Genomic DNA, 20,175 nt, shown 5'->3' on the forward strand with positions numbered 1-20,175 from the left:
GCGTGGGGCGCGGCCTCAGCCACCGGGCACCTCCATCTCGATCGTGGCGCCCTTTCCGGGCGCCGATTCCACGGTGAGTCTTCCGCCGACCCCGTTCGCCCGGTCCCGCATCGAGACCAGTCCCAGATGACGGCCGGCCCGGCGGACCGTCCTCGGCTCGAACCCCTTGCCGTTGTCGGTGACGCGGAGGACCGCACCCTGGCCGCGGCGGGCCAGGACCACGTCGACCTCGTCGGCGCCGGAGTGCCGCAGCGCATTGTGCAGGGCCTCCTGAGCGACCCGGAGCAGGGCCTCCTCCTGGGCGGCCGGCAGCGCTCGGACACCGCAGCTGTCGAAAGTGACCACGGCGGTGTGCGCGCGGTCGAGGACCTGGATGTGCGTACGGAGCGTGTTGACCAGTCCGTCCTCGTCGAGGGCGGCGGGGCGCAACTCGACCACGGCGGCGCGCAGTTCGTCCGCGGCCTCCGCGGCGAGCACGGCGACCTGCTGGAGCTCGCCCTTGGCGCGGGCCGGGTCGCGGTCCACCAGTGCGGCGGCCGCCTGGGCGGTCAGCCGCAGCGAGAAGAGCTTCTGGCTCACCGCGTCGTGCAGCTCATGGGCGAGGCGGGTGCGTTCCTCGGCGATGGTGAGCTCGCGGCTGCGCTCGTACAGCCGGGCGTTGGTCAGGGCTATCGCGGCGTGCTGGGCGAGGATGGAGAGCAGTTCCTCGTCCTCGGCGGTGAAGCCACAGCCGCCATCGGGCTTGGGGCACCGCTTGTTCGCCAGGAAGAGCGCGCCGATGGTCTCGTCGCCGTCCTTGATCGGCAGGCCGAGGAAGTCGGACATGTCCGGGTGGGCGGACGGCCAGCCCTCGAAGCGCGGGTCCTTGCGGACATCCGCGAGGCGCTCCACCTTCGCGTCGCGGAGCATCGAGGCGAGGATGCCGTGCTGCCGCGGGAGCGGGCCGATCGCCTTCCACTGCGCGTCGCTGACGCCGTCGACCACGAACTGGGAGAAGCCGCCGTGGTCGTCCGGCACGCCCAGCGCCGCGTACTCGGCGTCGAGGAGCTCGCGCGCCGAGGCGACGATCGTCTTCAGCACGTCACGCACCTCGAGATGCCTGCTCATCGCGAGGAGCGCGGTGCTCACGGCGGCGAGGCCGGAGCTCGGTCGGTGACTCATGAACTCACCGTACCGGCGGGGTGTGACGGTCCGGATCGGGCCGGAGACGGCTACTGCTTAGGGCTCAGGTCGTAGGTCGAAATCCCTTGGCAGATGGGGTCCCGCGTACGACGCGGCGGGCGGGCCGCCTTCCTACGTTGGTGGCACCGACGCGGAGCAAGCGGAACAAGGGGATGGACATCATGCCGGTAGCGGTGATCACTGGGGCTTCGAAGGGCTTGGGGCGCGCACTCGCGTCTGCCCTCGCCCAGCAGGGCTGGGATCTGGTGCTGGGGGCCAGGACCGGAAGCGTCCTGGAGGAGAGTGCGCGTCGTATCGGGGCGGCGCAGGGCACGCGGGTGGTGGCGGTGGTGGGGGATGTCACCGATGCCGGACACCGTAAGGGGCTGCTGGCCACGGCACGCGAGCTCGGCGGTCTCGACCTGCTGGTGAGCAATGCGAGCGCGCTGGGGGCCGAGCCGCTGGTGCGGCTGGACGCGCTGCCGCTGGAAGGGCTGCGGGCTGCGCTGGAGACCAATGTGGTCGCCGCGCTCGGACTCGTACAGGAGGCGCTGCCGATGCTGCGGGCGTCCGGGGCGGGCACGGTGATCGCGGTCAGCTCGGACGCGGCGGCGGAGGCGTACGAGACCTGGGGCGGCTACGGAGCCTCGAAGGCGGCCCTCGACCATCTCGCGGCGGTCCTCGCCGTCGAGGAGCCGGAGCTGCGGGTGTGGACGGTGGACCCGGGCGATATGCAGACGGATCTGTACGCGGCCGCGGTACCGGGCGACGACGACCCGCGCCCGGCGCCGGAGACGGTGGTGCCGGGATTCCTGCGGCTGCTGGAACAGCGGCCCGTCAGCGGTCGGTACGCGGCGCCCTCGCTGCTGGATGCGCGATGAAGGTGCTGGGGTCGCTGTGGGTGCCCGAGGAGCTGTCGGCCCGGGTGCCTGCCGAGGAGCGCGGATCGGGTCGGGACGACGTACGGCTGATGGTCTCGCGCGGGACGCAGGTGTCCCATCACGCCTTCCGTGATCTTCCCGGGCAGCTCCGTGCCGGGGATGTCCTGGTGGTCAATACGTCGGCCACGCTGCCGGCGGCCGTCAATGGCCGGGTCGGCGGCGAGGCGGTCGTCGTGCACTTCTCGACGCGCGGGGACGACGGACGGTGGGCGGTGGAACTGCGCCGCCCGGACGGTGCGGGCAGCACTCTGCCGCGCGCCGGGGGGCCGGTAGGTGCGGTTGTACGGCTTCCCGGTGGCGGGCAGCTCGTGCTTCAGGCGCCGCTCGCGCCGGGCGCCGACCGGTTGTGGTGGGCGGCGGTGCCGGTGGAGGTGCCGGAGCTGCTGTCCCGGTACGGCAGACCGATCCGGTACCGGTACACGACTCGGGACCAGCCGCTGGCCGCGTATCAGACGGTCTTCGCGCTCCCCTCCCCCGACGGCGCCGGATCGGCGGAGATGCCGAGTGCCGCCCGGCCCTTCACGGCGCCGCTGGTGGCGGAGCTGGTGAGCCGGGGCGTGCAGTTCGCACCGATCACTCTGCATACGGGGGTGGCGTCGGCGGAGGCGCACGAACCGCCGTACCCGGAGCCTTTCGAGGTGCCCGCGACGACGGCGTGGCTGGTCAATGCCGCGCGGGCGGGCGGCGGACGGATCGTGGCGGTCGGTACGACGGCGGTCCGCGCCCTGGAGTCGGCGGCGGGTCCCGGCGGGGTGGTGCGGGCGGCCTCGGGGTGGACCGATCTGGTCATCACGCCTGGGCGCGGCGTGCACGCGGTGGACGGACTGCTGACCGGGCTGCATGAGCCGCTGGCCTCGCATCTGCTGATGCTGGAGGCGATCGCCGGGCAGGCGGCGCTGTGCCGCGGTTATGCCGAGGCACTGCGCCATCTCTACCTCTGGCACGAGTTCGGCGACGTGCACCTCGTGCTTCCCGAAGAGGGCGCTCACTCTTTGCATTACTGAAGCAGCGCATCGTGAGATCGCCGGGGGCTCCATGTGAGCCCCCCCATAGGACCCACGTCACTTACGAACCTCTCTAGTGGACACAAATAGGGCATCCGGCCCGTACCGAGTGGAAAAAATGGGACATTGCGGCGCTCGGATCTACTATCCGGGGTCGTACGTCACACCTTTGCCAGACCATTTTGCTGCCGCTAAGAATTGCGGACGTCGCCGCCGAGGAGCGCAGCGCCGCCCCGGCCTGATGCGACTTTCCGCTATTCGAAGAGGTACGTCTGTATGTCCGCGTTCAGCACCCGCCTGACCAAGACCAACAAGGTCTCGATCGCCGGTATCGCCGCCGCTGCCGTCGCCGCCCTCACGTTCTCCCTCGTCCCGGGTAACGCCTCCGCCGGTACCCAGACCGAGGCTCTCGCCGCCGCCCCGATGGCGTGGAGCACCGGGACCGACGCCGCCCGGACGACCGCTGTCCACGCGAGCATCGTCAAGCAGCAGTCGGTCGTCGAGGCCAAGGCCGAGGCCGACGCTGCGGCGAAGGCCAAGGCCGCTGCTGCCGCCAAGGCCAAGGCCGAGGCCGCCGCCAAGAAGAAGGCGGCCCAGGCCGCTGCCAAGAAGCGTGCGAAGCAGCAGGCCGCCAGCCGCACCGCTGCCCGCAAGCCGATCTACGCCAACAACCTTGACGGCTGGATCCGCGAGTCGCTCGACATCATGAAGAAGCACAAGATCCCCGGCTCGTACGAGGGTCTGCACCGCAACATCATGCGTGAGTCCAGCGGCAACCCGAAGGCCATCAACGGCTGGGACATCAACGCGATCAACGGTGTCCCGTCGATCGGCCTGCTGCAGGTCATCAAGCCGACGTTCGACGCGTACCACGTCGCCGGCACCCCGCACAGCCAGTACGACCCGGTCGCCAACATCACGGCCGCGGCCAACTACGCCGCCGACAAGTACGGTTCGATCGACAACGTCGACAGCGCCTACTGAGTCGACAGACTCCACCGAGCAGCACCGGACGGTCTGACAGCTACGCCCAAGGGCGGCACCCCACTGCGGGTGCCGCCCTTGGGTGCGTGCGCATGCGCTACTTGCGCATGACCTCCGGCTCGTGGCGGCGCAGCAGTCGCGCGACCGCGACGCCGCACACGACGCCGATGGCAAGCAGGATCGTGATGTTCAGGCCCCACTGGCCCGCCGAGTGCTCCCACAGCGGATCAAGGTCGGCGGGCTTGTTCGGGTCCCACGGCGGCATCAGATGCGACAGGTCGAGCGTCGCACCCGCGCCTGCGATGGCCCACCGGGACGGCATGAGCCAGGCGAACTGCTCCAGGCCGGGCGAACCGTAGACCTGGAAGAGAATTCCGGTGAAGACGACCTGGACTATGGCGAACATGACCAGCAGCGGCATGGTCTTCTCGGCGGTCTTCACCAGCGAGGAGATGACCAGGCCGAACATCATCGAGGTGAAGCCCAGCGCGATCACCACGAGGCAGATCTCGACGGCCGGAGGCATGACCAGGCCCTCTGCGGGCAGGTCGCGGGTGGCGAAGCCGATGCCGCAGATGATGACGCCCTGGATGGCCGTGATCACGCCGAGGACGATCACCTTGGACATCAGATACGCCGAGCGGGCCAGGCCGGTGGCCCGTTCCCGTTCGTAGATGACCCGTTCCTTGATCAGCTCTCGTACCGAGTTGGCCGCGCCGGAGAAGCACATGCCGACCGCGAGGATCAGCATGATCGTGCCTGCGTCGCCGTTGAACTTGCTCGGCGGCGTGGGCGGCGCGAGGCCGAACTTCGCCGGAATGACGACGCTGACCAGGCCCAGGACCGCGGGCAGGATCACCATCAGGCCGATGAAGCCCTTGTCGGACGCGATGACCGAGGAGTAGCGGCGGATCAGTGTCCACAGCTGGGAGCCCCAGCTCTGCGGCTTCGGCGGGCGCATCTGCTGCGGCGGCGGCATGTGCACCGACTGCGCGGCGACGGCGTCGATGTCCGCGGCGTACATCTGGTAGTGCTGGGAACCGCGCCAGCGGCCGGCCCAGTCGTAGTCCCGGTAGTTCTCGAACGCGGAGAAGACGTCGGCCCATGTCGTGTAGCCGAAGAAGTTGAGCGCTTCCTCCGGCGGGCCGAAGTACGCCACCGAACCGCCGGGGGCCATGACGAGGAGCTTGTCGCAGAGCGCGAGCTCGGCCACCGAGTGGGTGACCACCAGGACCGTACGGCCGTCGTCGGCGAGGCCACGGAGCAGCTGCATGACATCGCGGTCCATGCCCGGGTCGAGTCCGGACGTCGGCTCGTCCAGGAAGATCAGCGACGGCTTGGTCAGCAGCTCGAGGGCGACCGAGACACGCTTGCGCTGGCCACCGGAGAGCGAAGTGACCTTCTTCTCCTTGTGGATGTCGAGCTTGAGCTCGCGCAGCACCTCGTCGATACGGGCCTCGCGCTCGGCCTCGGCGGTGTCGCCGGGGAAGCGGAGCTTGGCCGCGTACTTGAGCGCCTTACGGACGGTGAGCTCCTTGTGCAGGATGTCGTCCTGCGGAACCAGTCCGATGCGCTGGCGGAGTTCGGCGAACTGCTTGTAGAGACTGCGGTTGTCGTAGAGGACATCACCCTGGTTGGCGGGCCGGTAGCCGGTGAGCGCCTTGAGCAGGGTGGACTTGCCGGACCCCGAGGGGCCGATCACGCCGATCAGCGACTTCTCCGGTACGCCGAAGGACACATCCCGCAGGATCTGCTTGCCGCCGTCGACCGTCACTGTCAGGTGACGGGCGGAGAAGGAGACTTCGCCGGTGTCGACGAACTCCTCGAGCCGGTCGCCGACGAGACGGAACGTCGAGTGGCCGACACCGACGATGTCGTTCGGGCCGATCAGTACGGTGCCGGACTTGGCTATCGGCTGACCGTTGACATACGTGCCGTTGTGGGATCCGAGGTCGCGGATCTCGAAGCGGCCGTCGGGAGTCGCCACGAACTCGGCGTGGTTGCGCGAGACCTGGAGGTCGGAGACGACCAGTTCGTTCTCGAGCGCACGGCCGATACGCATCACCCGGCCGAGGGCCAACTGATGGAACGTGGTCGGGCTGCGGTCCCCGTACACCGGCGGAGCCCCCGCGACACCGCCCGCGCCGCCGGGTCCCTGCTGCTGCGGGATCTGCGCCTGAGGTGGCTGCTGCTGCCAGCCCTGCTGCGGCTGTTGAGCCGGAGCCTGCTGCTGCCAGCCCTGCTGCGGCTGCTGGACCGCCTGCTGCTGGGGCGCGGCGCCCTGGGCGCTGTACGCGCCCGCGCCGGCCGCGGCTCCGGAGAGATTCAGCCGGGGTCCGTCGGTCGCATTGCCCAGATGTACCGCCGAGCCGGGGCCGATCTCCATCTGATGGATCCGCTGACCCTGCACGTATGTGCCGTTGGTACTGCCGTGGTCCTCGATCACCCAACTGCGGCCGCCCCAGCTGATGCTGGCGTGCCGCCACGAGACCCTGGCGTCGTCGATCACCAGGTCGCCCTGCGGATCACGTCCGAGGGTGTATGACCTGGACGGATCGAGGGTCCAGGTCCTTCCGTTCAATTCCAGTACGAGTTCCGGCACTCCATGCCCCACTAGTTGTCCCCCGAGTTACCCCCATCACGGGGAGTCTAGGGATGGCGAACATCGTGAGGAACTATTTCAGGCGCGATCCCGTATCCGAAAGTCGGGCTATGTGAAGACCGCGTCCGGGATGACCGTTGACGGAGGAGAAACACCCACGGAGAGTGGTAACCACCCATGAGTGCGTACGGATCATGCGTGACTGGGGACAACTGGGGCAAACCCAGAGGGATCGGGGGGTCCGGATGGATGCGAGCGGCAGTGGCGACCGGGTGCGCTGGGGCGATGTGCTGCTCGCGTCAATAGCCGCGGTGAGCTGGGCACTGGTCGGGATGGCCGGTGCCGCGGCGCTCGGCCTGCACCTGCTGGGCGCGGATTCCGCTGCGTCGCTCGGGCCGATGACGGCAGCCGTCGTGGTGCTCGCGGCAGGCGGATCGGTCACTCCGACAAGTGATGTGTCCGTGTTCGGGCTGGAAGGTGCCCAGGCGCGGACGACCGTCGAGATCACGCCACTTGGGGTGGGGCTCGTCGGGGCGTTGCTCCTTGCGTACTTCTTCCTACGCTCGCTGCGTGGCGCCGGGCCGTACATCTCGGGGACCGAACTCGCCGCGCGGGTGGGCGGGGTGGTGACTCTCTTCGTCGCGACGATCGGCGGCTTGGCGTGGGCAGGTCACGACGTCATCACGATCGACGGGGCGAAGCTGGGGCTCGGCCTCGACAAGCTGCCGGGCGCGGGCGGTGGCGGAGGCGGCATCGAAGTGCCGGGCCTCGGCGACATCGGCGATATCGGAGGGCTGTTGCCCGACCGCCTCGGGGATCTGGTGGACGCCAAGGCGGCGGTGGGGTTCAGCGTGAACACCGCGGATTCGCTGGCGGGCGCGCTGTTCTGGGTGCTCGGCGTGCTGGCGATCGCGCTCCTGGCGTCACGGCATACGCCGCTGCCGGGCGGGGCGGCATGGGCGGCGCTGCGGCGGACGGTGCGGCCGGCCGCGTCCGCGATGGCGAGTGCGCTGCTCGTCGCGGTCCTCGCGGGGTACGCGACGGCGGCATACGCCGCGATCGGCGACGACCACCCGAAACGGATCGCGGGCGCGGCGCTGCTCGGGGCACCGAACGGAGTATGGCTGGGGATTCCGCTCGGGCTGTTCGTGCCGTGGGACGGCGAGGCGAAGGGCGAGCTGGCGAAGCTGCTGCCCGATCCGCTGGACGAACTGCTGCGGGTCTCGGCGGACGAGCCTGCCACGGTCGGCAGGCTGGCGGAGCTGGACGGGCGGGTGTGGCTGCTGGCGGTCGCGGCGGCTCTGCTGATGCTGTACGCCGGGGTGCTGGCGGCGTCGCGCACGCCGGTGGGCGGCCTGGGCGCGGCGGGGTTCGCGGGGCGGTGCGCGGTACGGCTGGGCGGGGTGACGGCGCTGACGCTGCCGCTGCTCGTATGGCTGACGGATGTCTCGGCGGACGCTTCGCTGTCGGTCCTGGGCGTCGACGCGTTCGGCGCCGGAATCGAGCTGCACGGGCAGCTGGGCATGGCGCTGCTGCTCGGGGCTGCGTGGGGTGCGGCGACGGGCGGGGTGGGTGCGCTGCTGGTGTACGCGACGCGGGGTGGTGGCCGGGCGGAGGTTCCCGTTCCCGGGCAGGAGCTGGAGCGGGCCCCGGGGCCGCAGCAGGTCCCGGGGCCGTACCGGCCGATGGCGCCGTACCGGCCCTCGAACGACGACACGAACCCGTATCTGCGCCCGCCGCCGGGGATCCACGGTGCGCCGACGATGGTGGGCCCGGTGCCCGCGCCCCCGCCCCCGCATCGCACCGCCCCTGCCGACCCCGAGGAGGGCCCGCCGGCGCCCGGTACCCCGAGGAGCGGCCGCTGAGCCTGGGTGCGCCTGTCCGCTACTCGGGACGCGCCGTCTCGGCGCGGCGTCCGCCAGATACGGTGGAGGCACCATGAGCGCACCGCAGAACTCCGACGTCCCCACCCTTCTCGTCAAGATCTTCGGGAAGGACCGTCCCGGGATCACCGCCGGGCTCTTCGACACACTCGCCGCCTACTCCGTCGACGTGGTCGACATCGAGCAGGTGGTCTCCCGTGGCCGCCTCGTCCTGTGTGTCCTGGTCACCGCGCCGACCGCCGGCGGGACCACCGAGGGCGAGCTGCGGGCCACCGTGCACAGCTGGGCCGAGTCGCTGAAGCTGGAGGCCGAGATCATCTCCGGCACCGGCGACAACCGGCCCCGCGGGAGTGGCCGTTCTCATGTCACCGTGCTCGGAAATCCGCTCACAGCGGAGTCGACCGCCGCCATAGCGGCCCGCATCGCTGCCATCGGCGGCAACATCGACCGTGCCTTCCGGCTCGCCAAGTATCCGGTCACCGCGGTGGAGTTCGCGGTGTCCGGTACGGAGACCGAGCCGCTGCGTACCGCGCTGGCGACCGAGGCCGCCGAGATCGGCGTCGATGTGGCGGTCGTGTCGGCCGGACTGCACCGGCGGGCCCAGCGTCTGGTCGTCATGGATGTGGACTCGACGCTCATCCAGGACGAGGTCATCGAGCTGTTCGCCGCGCACGCCGGCTGTGAGGACAAGGTCGCCGAGGTCACCGCCGCCGCGATGCGCGGGGAGCTGGACTTCGAGCAGTCCCTGCACGCGCGCGTGGCCCTGCTGGCCGGCCTCGACGCGTCGGTCGTGGACAAGGTCCGGGCGGAGGTCAGGATGACCCCCGGCGCCCGGACCCTGATCCGTACGCTCAAGCGGCTCGGCTACCAAGTGGGCGTTGTGTCGGGCGGGTTCACGCAGGTCACGGATGACCTCAAGGTCCGGCTCGGGCTGGACTTCGCCTCGGCGAACACGCTGGAGATCGTGGACGGGAAGCTCACCGGCCGCGTCGTCGGCGAGATCGTGGACCGCGCGGGCAAGGCCAGGCTGCTCCGCCGGTTCGCCGCCGAGGCCGGAGTGCCGCTCGCACAGACCGTCGCGATCGGCGACGGTGCGAATGATCTGGACATGCTCAACGCCGCAGGCCTTGGCGTCGCCTTCAATGCCAAGCCGGTCGTCCGCCGGGCCGCCCACACCGCGGTCAATGTGCCCTTCCTGGACACTGTTCTCTACTTGCTGGGGATCACTCGCGAAGAGGTCGAGGCGGCCGACGGCGAGGGCGAGGAGCACTGACCGACCGCAGTACGCGGCCGACGTACGAGGCCCCGGCGCGGGATCCGCGCCGGGGCTGTTTCACGCGCCAGGGCCGTTTCACGCAGCGCGGCGGGGCTGTTCCACGCAACGGCGTCTCCGCGCGGGAGCGTGCTCACGCGAAGGGTCGGCCCGCGTGCGGGGGCCGCGTGCTGCGGCCGGCTCATGCGCGGGGCAGAGGTCAGTCGTGCGGCGCCCAGTAGTCGAGCAGCGTGCCCACGCCGTGCTCCACGGACTTCCAGGAGCCGCTGAAGCCGACGATCGCGTACCCCGCGGTCGGAAAGCCGCCCTGCGTCATCCGCGCCAGCGCGTCACCCTCGACCTTGCCGGCGAGGGCGTCGGCAAGCGCGTGGATCCCGGGGTTGTGGCCGATGACGAGAAGGTCGTTCACCTCGTCCGGAGTCTCGGCCAGTAGCGCGAGAAGATCGCCGAGTGATGCCTCGTACAGCCGCTCCTCGTACACCGTCCTGGGGCGGTGCGACAGCTCGTGCACAGCCAGTTTCCAGGTCTCGCGGGTTCTGATCGAGGTCGAGCACAGAGCCAGGTCGAAGGCGATACCGGTGTCGGCGAGCCTGCGGCCGGCCACAGAGGCTTCCATGCGCCCCCGGTCGGCGAGCGGGCGCTCATGGTCGGACACCTGGGGCCAGTCGGCCTTCGCATGCCGGAGGAGGACGATCCTGCGGGACTCGGGAGATCCGGGGGGTGTCCCCTCGGAAGACACAGCGGCGCTCATGCTCCCCAGCTTCGCATGAAATGAGCCAGCGGGCGCAGGGCGTTGACCGGCTCCCCCCACGAAGGGTGAGTCCGTCAGCGGGACAGGGTCTGCTGGATGCGGTCGATCAATTGGCCGACTGCCGGATCGCCGCCCGCGGCGTGCGCCTGGCCCGGGTCCGCGATCAGCAGAAGCAGTACGACGAAGGCGAGCATGGGCAGTGCGAGTGCCCACCACGGCAGCCGGATGTCGACGCTGCCCGCAGCCTTGGCGTGGGACCGGGTGTGCGTATGGGCCGACATTGGCCGCCTCCGTAGGTCTGCGGTTTGTTGCTTCAAACCTACGGATCACGTACTCGCGGGCCCATCCGGTGACCCACCCACTTCACCCTGAGCCTGACCCCCTAGGGGTTGCTGGTGCCAGCCCCACCACCGGGCTGCGGACGCAGGTCCAACGCCCCTGTCAGGGTGAGGCGATGGACGCGATCACGGCGATCACCACGGTGATGGCGATCATCGTGCCGAAGATGTAGAGGAGCTTTTTCTGGCCATTCGGGGGATTCGGGTCGAGCACAGGCATGGTGCCAGTCTCGCATCTCAGCATTCGTCCTCGATCGTCCGGTCCCGGCCGGCCAGGATGCCGACGGCGATCTGCGGCACGATCAGCCCCGCCATCAGCGCGATCGGCAGCCCCCAGCCGCCGCTGTGCTGGTAGAGCATGCCCACCAGCAGTGGTCCGGGGATGGAGATCAGATAGCCGGTGGACTGCGCGAAGGCCGAGAGCCGTACGACGCCGGTGCCGGTCCTCGACCGCAGGCCGATCATGGTGAGGGCGAGTGGGAAGGCACAGTTGGAGATGCCCAGCAGCAGCGCCCAGGCCCACGCTCCGGCGGCCGGCGCGAGGAACAGGCCCGCGTACCCGGTCAGTCCGCACAGGCCGAGGGCGACGACGATCGGGCCCTGGGTCCTCATCCGGGTGGCCAGCCGCGGAATGACGAAGGCGAGCGGCACACCCATGGCCATGGTCACGGCGAGCAGCACACCGGCCTTGCCGGCCGGGACCCCCGCGTCACGGAAGATCTGCGGCATCCAGCCCATGGTGATGTACGCGCCGGTGGCCTGGAGGCCGAAGAAGCAGCCGAGTGCCCATGCGGTGGGGCTGCGGGTGATCCGCGGGGTCCGGGTGCCCTGGACAGGTGTGGCCGCAGCGCTCCGCGCGGCCGCTCCGCGGTCGCGGACGAGGCCGGCCCAGGGCAGTACGGCGAGGGCGGCGAGGACCGCCCAGATACCGAGGCCGACACGCCAACTGCCGCCCAGCGCCTCGGTCATGGGCACGGTCGTGGCCGCGGCGGCAGAAGTGCCGAGCGCCAGCGCCATCGAGTAGAGCCCGGTCATGGGGCCGACGCGGTCGGGGAAGTACCGCTTGACGATCACCGGCATCAGGACGTTGCCGACGGCGATGCCCATGAGGGCGAGCGCGCTGGCGGCGAGGAAGCCGGCCGTGCCGCCCGCAAAGGGCCGGATCAGCAGCCCGGTCGCGATGGCGGCCATGCCCGCGCAGACGACGGCGCCGGCGCCGAAGCGGCGGGACAGCCGCGGTGCCGCGATCCCGAAGAGCGCGAAGCACAGCGCCGGTACGGAGGTGAGGACGCCGGCCACGGTGCCGCTCATGTGCAGCCCCACCCGCGCCTCTTCGAGGAGCGCGCCGAGGCTGGTGATGGCGGGGCGGAGATTGAGTGCCGCGAGGACGATGCCGACGAGAACCAGCCGGGTGAGCCAGGCCGCGGGCCGTGAGGCCGGAGTTTCCACGGCGGTACGGTCGGTCGTGGCGGGGCTCAGCGTCTGGGTCTCGTCGGACATGAAAGCCATCATAGAATCATGGGATGATTGGTTGTCCAATCCTGTACGAGTCTTGGGCACAAGGAGCACTATGGCGCTGACCTCTCCCCGGCGTTCCGCACTGTCCGATCAGGTGATCGCTCAGTTGCGGAACCAGATCACCTCGGGCGAGTGGCCGGTCGGTTCACGGATCCCCACCGAGCCGGAACTGGTCGAACAGCTGGGCGTGGCCCGCAACACCGTCCGCGAGGCGGTCCGCGCACTCGCGCACAACGGTCTCCTGGACATCCGGCAGGGCTCGGGGACGTATGTCGTGGCGACGAGCGAGCTGGCCGGCGTCATGCACCGCCGCTTCGCGGACGCCGACCCCCGGCATATCGCCGAACTGCGCTCCACCCTGGAGTCCTCGGCCGCCAGGCTGGCCGCCGAGCGGCGCACGGAACGCGATCTCAAGCAGCTGGACACGCTCCTCGCCCGTCGCGAGGACGCGTGGACCACGGGGGACGCGGAGGAGTTCGTCACCGCGGACACGACATTCCATCTGGCGGTGGTGGCCGCCTCGCACAATGAGGTGCTGACCGAGATCTACGCAGACCTGGGCGATCTGCTGCGGGACTGGCTGCGCGACGATGTCGGCCGGGAACTGCGCCCGGAGAACCATATGGACCATGCCCGGATGGTCGAGGCGATCCGCGCGGGTGACGGCGATGCGGCGGCCACGGAGGCGGCGAGCTACCCGTTCATGTGCCTGCGGGATCCCGCAGGGGCTGGTGGCTGACCCAGACCGTGCTCACCTCCTTCCAGCAGCGGTCGGTGAGTTCTATGTAGCCGGCCGGCCCTATCTCGACGGGCGCGCTGTCCGAGTCGACGTCCCACCAGCGCTCGCACTCGATGTGCAGCCGGACGCGGTCGGTCTGGGGGTACGGGTTGTGGCAGTAGGCGGTGGCCCGGGAGCCGTCGAGGACGGTGGTGCAGTCGGCCCTGAAATCCCGTGGCTCGGACCGGGGCTTCGAGTCTTCACGGGGCGGCTGGGAAACGGCGCTCGGCGCTGCCCACAGCAGGGCCGTCACCGTGGTCAGTACGGAGGCGAAGCACCAGGTCGTACGCACAAGCAGAACCTCCTCGGCCGTACTGCGGCCGGAATAGCCGCGGCTGCACCACAAGGGGGATTGCCTCTCCAGCATCACCTTCCCGGCGGTGCGCCGCGCGCTCCGGGGGCCCGAACGGGCGACGCCCCGCTCCCCGCACAGAGCGGGAAACGGGGCGTCGTCCTCGTACGGGAGGGATTCTCGTACGAGAGGGGTCAGGCACCCATCATGTGCACGCCACCGTCGACGTGGACGATCTCGCCGGTCGTGCGCGGGAAGAAGTCCGAGAGCAGACCGACGACCCCGCGGCCTGCCGGGTCCGGGTCGGCCAGGTCCCAGCCGATCGGGGCGCGGTGGTTCCACACGTCCGCGAGCTCCTCGAAGCCCGGGATGGACTTCGCGGCAATCGACTTGATCGGGCCGGCCGCGATCAGGTTGCAGCGGACGTTCTTGGCGCCGAGGTCGCGGGCGAGGTAGCGGTTGGTGGACTCCAGGGCCGCCTTGGCCACGCCCATCCAGTCGTACTTCGGCCAGGCGATCGTCGCGTCGAAGGTGAGGCCGACAATCGAACCGCCGCGCTTCATCAGCGGGAGGCATGCCATGGCCAGCGACTTGTAGGAGTACGCCGAGACCTGGACGGCCGTCGAGACGTCCTCCCAGCCGGCTTCGAGGAAGTTGAACGCGCCCTGCGGGCCGAAGGCGATCGAGTGCACGATGCCGTCGAGGCCCGAGTCGTCGCTGGAGTGCTCACGGATCTTGTCCGCGAGGCCGTCCAGGTGCTCCTGGTTCGTGACATCCAGCTCGATGACCGGGGCGGGCTTCGGCAGCCGCTTGGAGATGCGCTCGACGAGTGAGAGCCGGCCGAAGCCGGTGAGGATGACCTCCGCGCCCTCCTCCTGGGCCACCTTGGCGGCGTGGAAGGCGATGGACCCCTCGGTGAGGACGCCCGTGACGAGAATGCGCTTGCCGGCGAGGATTCCACTCATGTGATCAGTGACCCATGCCCAATCCGCCGTCAACGGGGATGACGGCTCCAGTGATGTACGAGGCGTCGTCGGAGGCGAGGAAGCGCACCGTGGCGGCGATCTCCTCCGGCTGCGCATAGCGGCCGAGCGGCACCTGCGAGACGATGCCCGCGCGCTGCTCGTCCGTGAGCACCTTGGTCATGTCGGTGTCGACAAAACCGGGTGTGACGACATTGAACGTGATGTTCCGCGAGCCGAGCTCACGGGCGAGGGAGCGGGCGAAGCCGATGAGACCGGCCTTCGAGGCGGCATAGTTCGCCTGCCCTGCCGAGCCCAGCAGGCCGACCACGGAGGAGATCAGCACCACGCGGCCCTTCTTGGCCCGCAGCATGCCGCGGTTGGCACGCTTCACGACCCGGAAGGTGCCGGTGAGGTTGGTGTCGAGGACGGTGGTGAAGTCCTCCTCGGACATCCGCATCAGGAGCTGGTCCCTGGTGACACCGGCGTTGGCCACCAGCACCTCCACCGGACCGTGCTTCTCCTCGATCTCCTTGTAGGCCTGCTCCACCTGCTCGGTGTCGGTGATGTCGCACTTGACGGCGAGAAAGCCGGCCGGCGGCTCGCCGGAGCGGTACGTGATCGCGACCTTGTCGCCGGCATCGGCGAACGCGCGGGCGATGGCGAGGCCGATGCCCCGGTTTCCTCCGGTGACGAGAACCGAGCGGCTCAACGGATCACCCTTTCGATATGCGGTCTGGTACCTCGAAAACCTATCGGTCCCGCCCGCCTTACGGAGAATCGGGCCCTGACAGCGCCGTCCTGCAGTCACTGTCGGGTCCCTACAGAAGGCGTCGCCCTACGGCATGGGCGGGCGGCTGGGCAACGACCCCTCCGGCGCGACATGATCGGGTCGACCCGTCTCGACGACAGGAGACATTCGTGCCTCATTCCATCGACGAAGCCTTCACAGCGCTGCCGCTGCGGGCACTCGCCGACGCGGCACTCGCCCGGGCGCGTGCGCTCGGCGCCGAGCATGCCGACTTCCGCTTCGAGCGAGTACGCAGTGCGGCCTGGCGGCTGCGCGACGCCAAGCCCGCCGGATCGTCGGACACCACGGACCTCGGGTACGCGGTGCGGGTGGTCCACGGCGGTGCCTGGGGCTTCGCCTCAGGGGTCGACATGACGATGGACGCGGCCGCCAGGGTCGCCGGCCAGGCGGTCGCGATGGCGAAGCTCTCGGCCAAGGTGATCGCGGCGGCGGGCTCCGACGAGCGGGTGGAGCTGGCGCCCGAGCCCGTGCACGCGGACCGGACCTGGATCTCGGCGTACGAGATCAACCCGTTCGAGGTACCCGACGCGGAGAAGACGGCGCTGCTCGAGGAGTGGAGCGGGCGGCTGCTGGGGGCGGACGGCGTCGCGCACGTGGACGCCTCGCTGCTCACGGTCCAGGAGAACAAGTTCTATGCGGACACCTCGGGCACTGTCACCACGCAGCAGCGGGTGCGGCTGCATCCGCAGCTCACGGCCGTCGCCGTCGACGAGACGACGGGCGAGTTCGACTCGATGCGTACGATCGCGCCCCCGGTGGGGCGTGGCTGGGAGTATCTGACCGGCACGGGCTGGGACTGGGAGTCCGAGCTGGAGCAGATCCCGGTGCTGCTGGCCGAGAAGATGCGCGCGCCGAGCGTGGAGGCCGGGCGGTACGACCTGGTGGTCGACCCGTCGAATCTGTGGCTGACCATCCATGAGTCGATCGGCCATGCCACGGAGCTGGACCGGGCGCTGGGGTACGAGGCGGCGTACGCGGGCACCTCCTTCGCCACCTTCGACAAGCTCGGGAAGCTGGCGTACGGCTCCTCGGTGATGAATGTGACGGGCGACCGGACCGCCGAGCACGGTCTCGCCACGGTGGGCTTCGACGACGAGGGCGTCGAGGCGCAGTCCTGGGACCTCGTCAAGGACGGCACTCTGGTGGGCTACCAGCTGGACCGGCGGATCGCGAAGCTGACGGGTCTGGGCCGGTCCAACGGCTGCGCCTACGCGGACTCCCCGGGGCACGTGCCGGTGCAGCGGATGGCGAACGTGTCACTGCAGCCGGACCCGGGCGGCCTGTCGACGGAGGATCTGATCGGCGGGGTGGAGCGCGGCATCTATGTGGTCGGCGACCGCTCGTGGTCGATCGATATGCAGCGCTACAACTTCCAGTTCACCGGGCAGCGCTTCTTCCGTATCGAGAACGGCAAGCTGGCCGGCCAGCTGCGCGATGTCGCGTACCAGGCCACGACGACCGACTTCTGGGGCTCGATGGAGAAGGTGGGCGGCCCGCAGACATACGTCCTGGGCGGCGCCTTCAACTGCGGAAAGGCCCAGCCGGGCCAGGTCGCGGCGGTCTCCCACGGCTGCCCGTCCGCGCTGTTCCGCGGCGTCAACATTCTCAACACGACGCTGGAGGCGGGCCGATGAGCGCGCGCCGTACGCCGTGCAGTGTCAACACCACGCAGGAGGCCGGTCGATGAGCCGCAACAGCAAGCCGCACGAGACGGTCGAGCGGGCGCTGGAGCTGTCCACCGCCGACAGCTGTGTCGTCATCGCCGACGAGCACTCCTCCGCCAATCTGCGCTGGGCCCGCAACGCCCTGACCACCAACGGTGTGACCCGCGGCCGCACCCTCACCGTCATCGCGACCGTCGACGGCGCCGAGGGCACCGCGTCCGGTGTCGTGTCGCGGTCCGCCGTCACCGCCGACGATCTCGAGCCGCTGGTACGGGCCGCGGAGGCAGCCGCCCGCACGGCCGGGCCCGCCGAGGACGCCCGGCCCCTGGTCGAAGGGGTCCCGGCCTCCCCGGACTTCACGGACGCGCCCGTCGAGACGTCCTCGGCCGTCTTCGCGGACTTCGCACCCGCGCTGGGCGAGGCCTTCGCCCGCGCCAAGGCCGGTGAGCGTGAGCTGTACGGCTTCGCCAACCATGAGCTGACCTCCACCTACCTCGGTACGTCGACCGGGCTGCGGCTGCGGCACGACCAGCCGAACGGGACGCTGGAGCTCAACGCCAAGTCCCCGGACCGCTCCCGTTCGGCCTGGGCGGGCCGTTCGACCCGGGACTTCAAGGACGTGGACCCGGCCCAGCTGGACGCGGAGCTCGCGCGGCGGCTCGGCTGGGCTCAGCGCCGTATCGAGCTGCCCGCCGGGCGGTACGAGACGCTGCTGCCGCCCACCGCCGTGGCCGATCTGCTGATCTACCAGCTGTGGTCGTCGACGGCGCGGGACGCGGCGGAGGGCCGCACGGTCTTCTCCAAGCCGGGCGGCGGTACCCGCGTCGGCGAGAAGCTGTCCGACCTCCCGCTCACCCTGCGCAGCGATCCGAACGAGCCGGGCCTGGAGTCCGCGCCCTTCGTGATCGCCCACTCCTCCGGCGACGACGCCTCGGTCTTCGACAACGGCCTGCCGCTGCCGGCGACCGACTGGGTACGCGGCGGCAAGCTGGAACACCTGGTCGCCACCCGGCACAGCGCCGCTCTGACGGGCCTGCCGGTCGCGCCCGGCGCCGGAAATCTGATCCTGGACGGCGGCGGTGAACGTTCGCTGGAGGAGATGGTCTCCGCGACGGCCCGCGGACTGCTGCTGACCTGCCTCTGGTACATCCGCGAGGTCGACCCGGCGACGCTGCTGCTGACCGGTCTCACCCGGGACGGTGTCTATCTCGTGGAGAACGGCGAGGTCGTCGGCGAGGTCAACAACTTCCGCTTCAACGAGTCGCCGGTCGACCTGCTGTCGCGGGCCACCGAGGCCGGCCGCACCGAGAAGACGCTGCCGCGCGAGTGGGGCGACTGGTTCACCCGGGCCGCGATGCCCGCGCTCCGGGTGCCCGATTTCAATATGAGTTCGGTCAGCCAGGGCGTATAACCTCGGAGGAGTCTGTAAGCACACCGAAGGAGACGCGAGACCCGTGACGGACATCGTCGAGGAACTGCAGTGGCGAGGGCTGATCGCCCTCTCCACTGACGAGGACGCATTGCGCAAGGCGTTCGCGGACGGTCCCGTCACGTTCTATTGCGGCTTCGACCCGACCGCGCCCAGCCTGCACCTCGGCAACCTGGTCCAGATCCTCACCATGCGCCGGATCCAGCAGGCGGGGAACCGCCCGCTGGGCCTGGTCGGCGGTGCCACCGGTCTCATCGGTGACCCGAAGCCGAACTCGGAGCGCACCCTGAACGCGCCGGAGGTCGTCGCGGCCTGGGTGGAGCGGCTGCGCGGCCAGATCGAGCGGTTCCTCGACTTCGACGGCCCGCACGCCGCGACCATGGTCAACAACCTGGACTGGACGTCGGGGCTGTCGGCGATCGATTTCCTGCGCGACATCGGCAAGTACTTCCGGGTCAACAAGATGATCGCGAAGGAGGCGGTCGCCCGGCGGCTGAACTCCGACACCGGTATCAGCTACACCGAGTTCAGCTACCAGATCCTGCAGGGCATGGACTTCCTGGAGCTGTACCGGCGCTACGGCTGCACCCTGCAGACCGGCGGCAGCGACCAGTGGGGCAACCTCACCGCGGGCACCGACCTGATCCACCGTGTCGAGCCCGAGGCCGAGGTGCACGCCCTGGCCACACCGCTGATCACCAAGGCCGACGGCACGAAGTTCGGCAAGACGGAGTCCGGCACGGTCTGGCTCGACCCGGAGCGGACCACGCCGTACGCCTTCTACCAGTTCTGGCTGAACGCGGACGACCGGGACGTCTCCAAGTTCCTGCGGATCTTCAGCTTCAAGTCCCGCGAGGAGATCGAGGAGCTGGAGAAGCTGACCGAGGAACGGCCGCAGGCGCGTGCCGCTCAGCGGGCCCTGGCCGAGGAGCTGACCACGCTGGTGCACGGCGCGGACCAGTGCGCGGCGGTGGTCAATGCGTCGAAGGCGCTCTTCGGGCAGGGCGAGCTGACCGAGCTGGACGAGCCGACGCTGCGGGCGGCGCTCTCCGAGCTGCCGCACGCGCGGGTCACCGAGCTGGGCCTGGTGGTGGATCTGCTCGCGGAGGTCGGTCTCGCGCCGAGCAAGTCGGCCGCCCGCCGCACGGTGAAGGAGGGCGGGGCCTATGTGAACAACGTGAAGGTCGCCGCCGAGGACGCCGTACCGGCGAAGGAGGAGCTGCTGTACGGACGCTGGCTCGTGCTGCGCCGGGGCAAGAAGAACCTGGCTGCGGTCGAGGTCACGGCCTGATCAGCCGCGGCTGAAGGTCGGCTGAACAGGCCGGTAGCAGGACGGCCGGTCAGCGGCGGTGGATGAACAGAGTCCGGTGGCGGCCGGGTGAGCGCCGTTGCTCGCCCGGCCGCCGCCGTACCCGGCTCAGGCTCTCTGCTTCCTGCCCCGCATCGAGGTGTAGGCCATTTCCCCGAGGAAGACGAGGACGACGGCCGCCACGAGCTGGAGTCCGTGCCGGCCCCAGTCGATGCCCTTGGTCTCGCCGATGCCGAGCCCTACCGCGAGCCAGTTGCCGAGCGCGGCACCGACGATGCCGCAAATAGTGGCCAGCCACAGAGGCATGTGCTGCTTGCCCGGAAGGATGGCTTTCGCGATCAGGCCCAGTACGAAGCCCACGATGATCGCCCACAACCAGCCCATGGCTGCCTCCTCGTACGTATTCCGCATGAGCAGTTACGCCGTCAGTCTCGGCCTGTCCGTCATACAGCGCATGTCGGACGGCGCCATACGC

19 protein-coding genes are annotated in these 20,175 nt (G+C 70.0%); 9 read left to right on the plus strand and 10 right to left on the minus strand.

What is annotated here, in order from left to right; translation table 11 throughout:
* Window positions 1–15: 15 nt before the first annotated feature.
* The gene (locus tag OG966_RS09515) at window positions 16–1,161 is read right to left on the minus strand and encodes a GAF domain-containing sensor histidine kinase (RefSeq protein WP_326649021.1); all 1,146 of its coding nucleotides are present in this window, start codon (window positions 1,159–1,161) and stop codon (window positions 16–18) included.
* A gap of 182 nt (window positions 1,162–1,343) precedes the next feature.
* Here OG966_RS09515 and OG966_RS09520 point away from each other — a divergent pair, with 182 nt between their 5' ends.
* The 3 genes from OG966_RS09520 to OG966_RS09530 all read left to right on the plus strand — a co-directional run bounded on the left by OG966_RS09520 (window position 1,344) and on the right by OG966_RS09530 (window position 4,090).
* The gene (locus OG966_RS09520) at window positions 1,344–2,042 is read left to right on the plus strand and encodes an SDR family NAD(P)-dependent oxidoreductase (RefSeq protein ID WP_326649022.1); all 699 of its coding nucleotides are present in this window, start codon (window positions 1,344–1,346) and stop codon (window positions 2,040–2,042) included.
* Window positions 2,039–3,106 (plus strand): S-adenosylmethionine:tRNA ribosyltransferase-isomerase, encoded by a 1,068-nt coding sequence (locus OG966_RS09525; protein WP_326649023.1) that lies wholly within the window; start codon window positions 2,039–2,041, stop codon window positions 3,104–3,106. The genes OG966_RS09520 and OG966_RS09525 overlap by 4 nt, the downstream gene beginning before the upstream one ends.
* Window positions 3,107–3,382: 276 nt before the next feature.
* On the plus strand, window positions 3,383–4,090 hold the full coding sequence (locus tag OG966_RS09530) for a transglycosylase SLT domain-containing protein (RefSeq protein WP_326649025.1): 708 nt from the start codon (window positions 3,383–3,385) through the stop codon (window positions 4,088–4,090).
* A 97-nt stretch (window positions 4,091–4,187) separates the two neighbouring features.
* Here OG966_RS09530 and OG966_RS09535 read toward each other — a convergent pair whose 3' ends face one another.
* The gene (locus OG966_RS09535) at window positions 4,188–6,704 is read right to left on the minus strand and encodes an ABC transporter ATP-binding protein/permease (protein WP_326649026.1); all 2,517 of its coding nucleotides are present in this window, start codon (window positions 6,702–6,704) and stop codon (window positions 4,188–4,190) included.
* 233 nt (window positions 6,705–6,937) lie between these two features.
* On the opposite strand from OG966_RS09535, the gene OG966_RS09540 reads away from it, so the two are divergent.
* Both OG966_RS09540 and serB read left to right on the plus strand, forming a co-directional pair.
* Entirely contained in the window at window positions 6,938–8,557 is a 1,620-nt protein-coding gene (locus OG966_RS09540) for a streptophobe family protein (RefSeq protein ID WP_326649027.1), read from the plus strand.
* A 73-nt stretch (window positions 8,558–8,630) separates the two neighbouring features.
* Window positions 8,631–9,848 carry a phosphoserine phosphatase SerB gene (gene serB, locus OG966_RS09545; RefSeq protein ID WP_326649028.1) on the plus strand — a complete coding sequence of 406 codons (1,218 nt, stop codon included), beginning with the start codon at window positions 8,631–8,633 and terminating at the stop codon, window positions 9,846–9,848.
* A 199-nt stretch (window positions 9,849–10,047) separates the two neighbouring features.
* Here the strand turns inward: serB and OG966_RS09550 are convergent, their stop codons facing one another.
* The 4 genes from OG966_RS09550 to OG966_RS09565 form a co-directional block, all read right to left on the minus strand.
* Window positions 10,048–10,599: a SixA phosphatase family protein gene (locus OG966_RS09550; protein WP_326649029.1), complete on the minus strand. Its 552-nt coding sequence runs from the start codon at window positions 10,597–10,599 to the stop codon at window positions 10,048–10,050.
* A gap of 74 nt (window positions 10,600–10,673) precedes the next feature.
* A complete protein-coding gene (locus OG966_RS09555) occupies window positions 10,674–10,880 on the minus strand; it encodes a hypothetical protein (RefSeq protein WP_326649030.1) in 207 nt (68 codons plus the stop codon).
* Between the two features lie 160 nt (window positions 10,881–11,040).
* The gene (locus tag OG966_RS09560; RefSeq protein WP_326649031.1) at window positions 11,041–11,157 is read right to left on the minus strand and encodes an SGM_5486 family transporter-associated protein; all 117 of its coding nucleotides are present in this window, start codon (window positions 11,155–11,157) and stop codon (window positions 11,041–11,043) included.
* A gap of 17 nt (window positions 11,158–11,174) precedes the next feature.
* Window positions 11,175–12,437 (minus strand): CynX/NimT family MFS transporter, encoded by a 1,263-nt coding sequence (locus OG966_RS09565; protein ID WP_326649033.1) that lies wholly within the window; start codon window positions 12,435–12,437, stop codon window positions 11,175–11,177.
* Window positions 12,438–12,507: 70 nt separating this feature from the next.
* On the opposite strand from OG966_RS09565, the gene OG966_RS09570 reads away from it, so the two are divergent.
* Window positions 12,508–13,194, plus strand: coding sequence for a FadR/GntR family transcriptional regulator (locus tag OG966_RS09570; protein ID WP_326649034.1), 687 nt, complete (start codon window positions 12,508–12,510; stop codon window positions 13,192–13,194).
* Here OG966_RS09570 and OG966_RS09575 read toward each other — a convergent pair.
* From OG966_RS09575 to fabG, 3 genes are all read right to left on the minus strand, one after another.
* A complete protein-coding gene (locus OG966_RS09575) occupies window positions 13,157–13,525 on the minus strand; it encodes a hypothetical protein (protein ID WP_326649035.1) in 369 nt (122 codons plus the stop codon). The two genes, OG966_RS09570 and OG966_RS09575, sit on opposite strands and share 38 nt — an antisense overlap.
* Window positions 13,526–13,719: 194 nt before the next feature.
* A complete protein-coding gene (gene fabI / locus OG966_RS09580; protein ID WP_326649036.1) occupies window positions 13,720–14,490 on the minus strand; it encodes an enoyl-ACP reductase FabI in 771 nt (256 codons plus the stop codon).
* Between the two features lie 4 nt (window positions 14,491–14,494).
* Window positions 14,495–15,199: a 3-oxoacyl-[acyl-carrier-protein] reductase gene (fabG, locus tag OG966_RS09585; protein WP_326649037.1), complete on the minus strand. Its 705-nt coding sequence runs from the start codon at window positions 15,197–15,199 to the stop codon at window positions 14,495–14,497.
* 209 nt (window positions 15,200–15,408) lie between these two features.
* Here fabG and OG966_RS09590 point away from each other — a divergent pair, with 209 nt between their 5' ends.
* Genes OG966_RS09590 through tyrS form a run of 3 tightly spaced genes read left to right on the plus strand, consistent with a single transcriptional unit; the run spans window position 15,409 to window position 19,682 of the window.
* Window positions 15,409–16,932 carry a TldD/PmbA family protein gene (locus OG966_RS09590; protein ID WP_326649038.1) on the plus strand — a complete coding sequence of 508 codons (1,524 nt, stop codon included), beginning with the start codon at window positions 15,409–15,411 and terminating at the stop codon, window positions 16,930–16,932.
* A 49-nt stretch (window positions 16,933–16,981) separates the two neighbouring features.
* Complete coding sequence (locus OG966_RS09595) at window positions 16,982–18,373, plus strand: metallopeptidase TldD-related protein (RefSeq protein ID WP_326649039.1); 1,392 nt, start codon at window positions 16,982–16,984, stop codon at window positions 18,371–18,373.
* Window positions 18,374–18,416: 43 nt separating this feature from the next.
* Complete coding sequence (gene tyrS, locus OG966_RS09600; RefSeq protein WP_326649040.1) at window positions 18,417–19,682, plus strand: tyrosine--tRNA ligase; 1,266 nt, start codon at window positions 18,417–18,419, stop codon at window positions 19,680–19,682.
* 126 nt (window positions 19,683–19,808) lie between these two features.
* Here the strand turns inward: tyrS and OG966_RS09605 are convergent, their stop codons facing one another.
* Window positions 19,809–20,084, minus strand: a complete 276-nt coding sequence (locus OG966_RS09605; RefSeq protein ID WP_326649041.1) for a GlsB/YeaQ/YmgE family stress response membrane protein — start codon at window positions 20,082–20,084, stop codon at window positions 19,809–19,811.
* Window positions 20,085–20,175: the final 91 nt, after the last annotated feature.

This window comes from Streptomyces sp. NBC_01750 (genome assembly GCF_035918095.1).
Lineage (GTDB): Bacteria > Actinomycetota > Actinomycetes > Streptomycetales > Streptomycetaceae > Streptomyces.

Excerpts from the sequence above, each read along its gene's own strand:
- OG966_RS09515 (WP_326649021.1), bottom strand. The coding sequence starts at position 1,161 with ATGAGTCACCGACCGAGCTCCGGCCTCGCCGCCGTGAGCACCGCGCTC.
- OG966_RS09520 (WP_326649022.1), top strand. The coding sequence starts at position 1,344 with ATGCCGGTAGCGGTGATCACTGGGGCTTCGAAGGGCTTGGGGCGCGCA.
- OG966_RS09525 (WP_326649023.1), top strand. The coding sequence starts at position 2,039 with ATGAAGGTGCTGGGGTCGCTGTGGGTGCCCGAGGAGCTGTCGGCCCGG.
- OG966_RS09530 (WP_326649025.1), top strand. The coding sequence starts at position 3,383 with ATGTCCGCGTTCAGCACCCGCCTGACCAAGACCAACAAGGTCTCGATC.
- OG966_RS09540 (WP_326649027.1), top strand. The coding sequence starts at position 6,938 with ATGGATGCGAGCGGCAGTGGCGACCGGGTGCGCTGGGGCGATGTGCTG.
- serB (WP_326649028.1), top strand. The coding sequence starts at position 8,631 with ATGAGCGCACCGCAGAACTCCGACGTCCCCACCCTTCTCGTCAAGATC.
- OG966_RS09550 (WP_326649029.1), bottom strand. The coding sequence starts at position 10,599 with ATGAGCGCCGCTGTGTCTTCCGAGGGGACACCCCCCGGATCTCCCGAG.
- OG966_RS09555 (WP_326649030.1), bottom strand. The coding sequence starts at position 10,880 with ATGTCGGCCCATACGCACACCCGGTCCCACGCCAAGGCTGCGGGCAGC.
- OG966_RS09560 (WP_326649031.1), bottom strand. The coding sequence starts at position 11,157 with ATGCCTGTGCTCGACCCGAATCCCCCGAATGGCCAGAAAAAGCTCCTC.
- OG966_RS09565 (WP_326649033.1), bottom strand. The coding sequence starts at position 12,437 with ATGTCCGACGAGACCCAGACGCTGAGCCCCGCCACGACCGACCGTACC.
- OG966_RS09570 (WP_326649034.1), top strand. The coding sequence starts at position 12,508 with ATGGCGCTGACCTCTCCCCGGCGTTCCGCACTGTCCGATCAGGTGATC.
- fabI (WP_326649036.1), bottom strand. The coding sequence starts at position 14,490 with ATGAGTGGAATCCTCGCCGGCAAGCGCATTCTCGTCACGGGCGTCCTC.
- OG966_RS09595 (WP_326649039.1), top strand. The coding sequence starts at position 16,982 with ATGAGCCGCAACAGCAAGCCGCACGAGACGGTCGAGCGGGCGCTGGAG.
- OG966_RS09605 (WP_326649041.1), bottom strand. The coding sequence starts at position 20,084 with ATGGGCTGGTTGTGGGCGATCATCGTGGGCTTCGTACTGGGCCTGATC.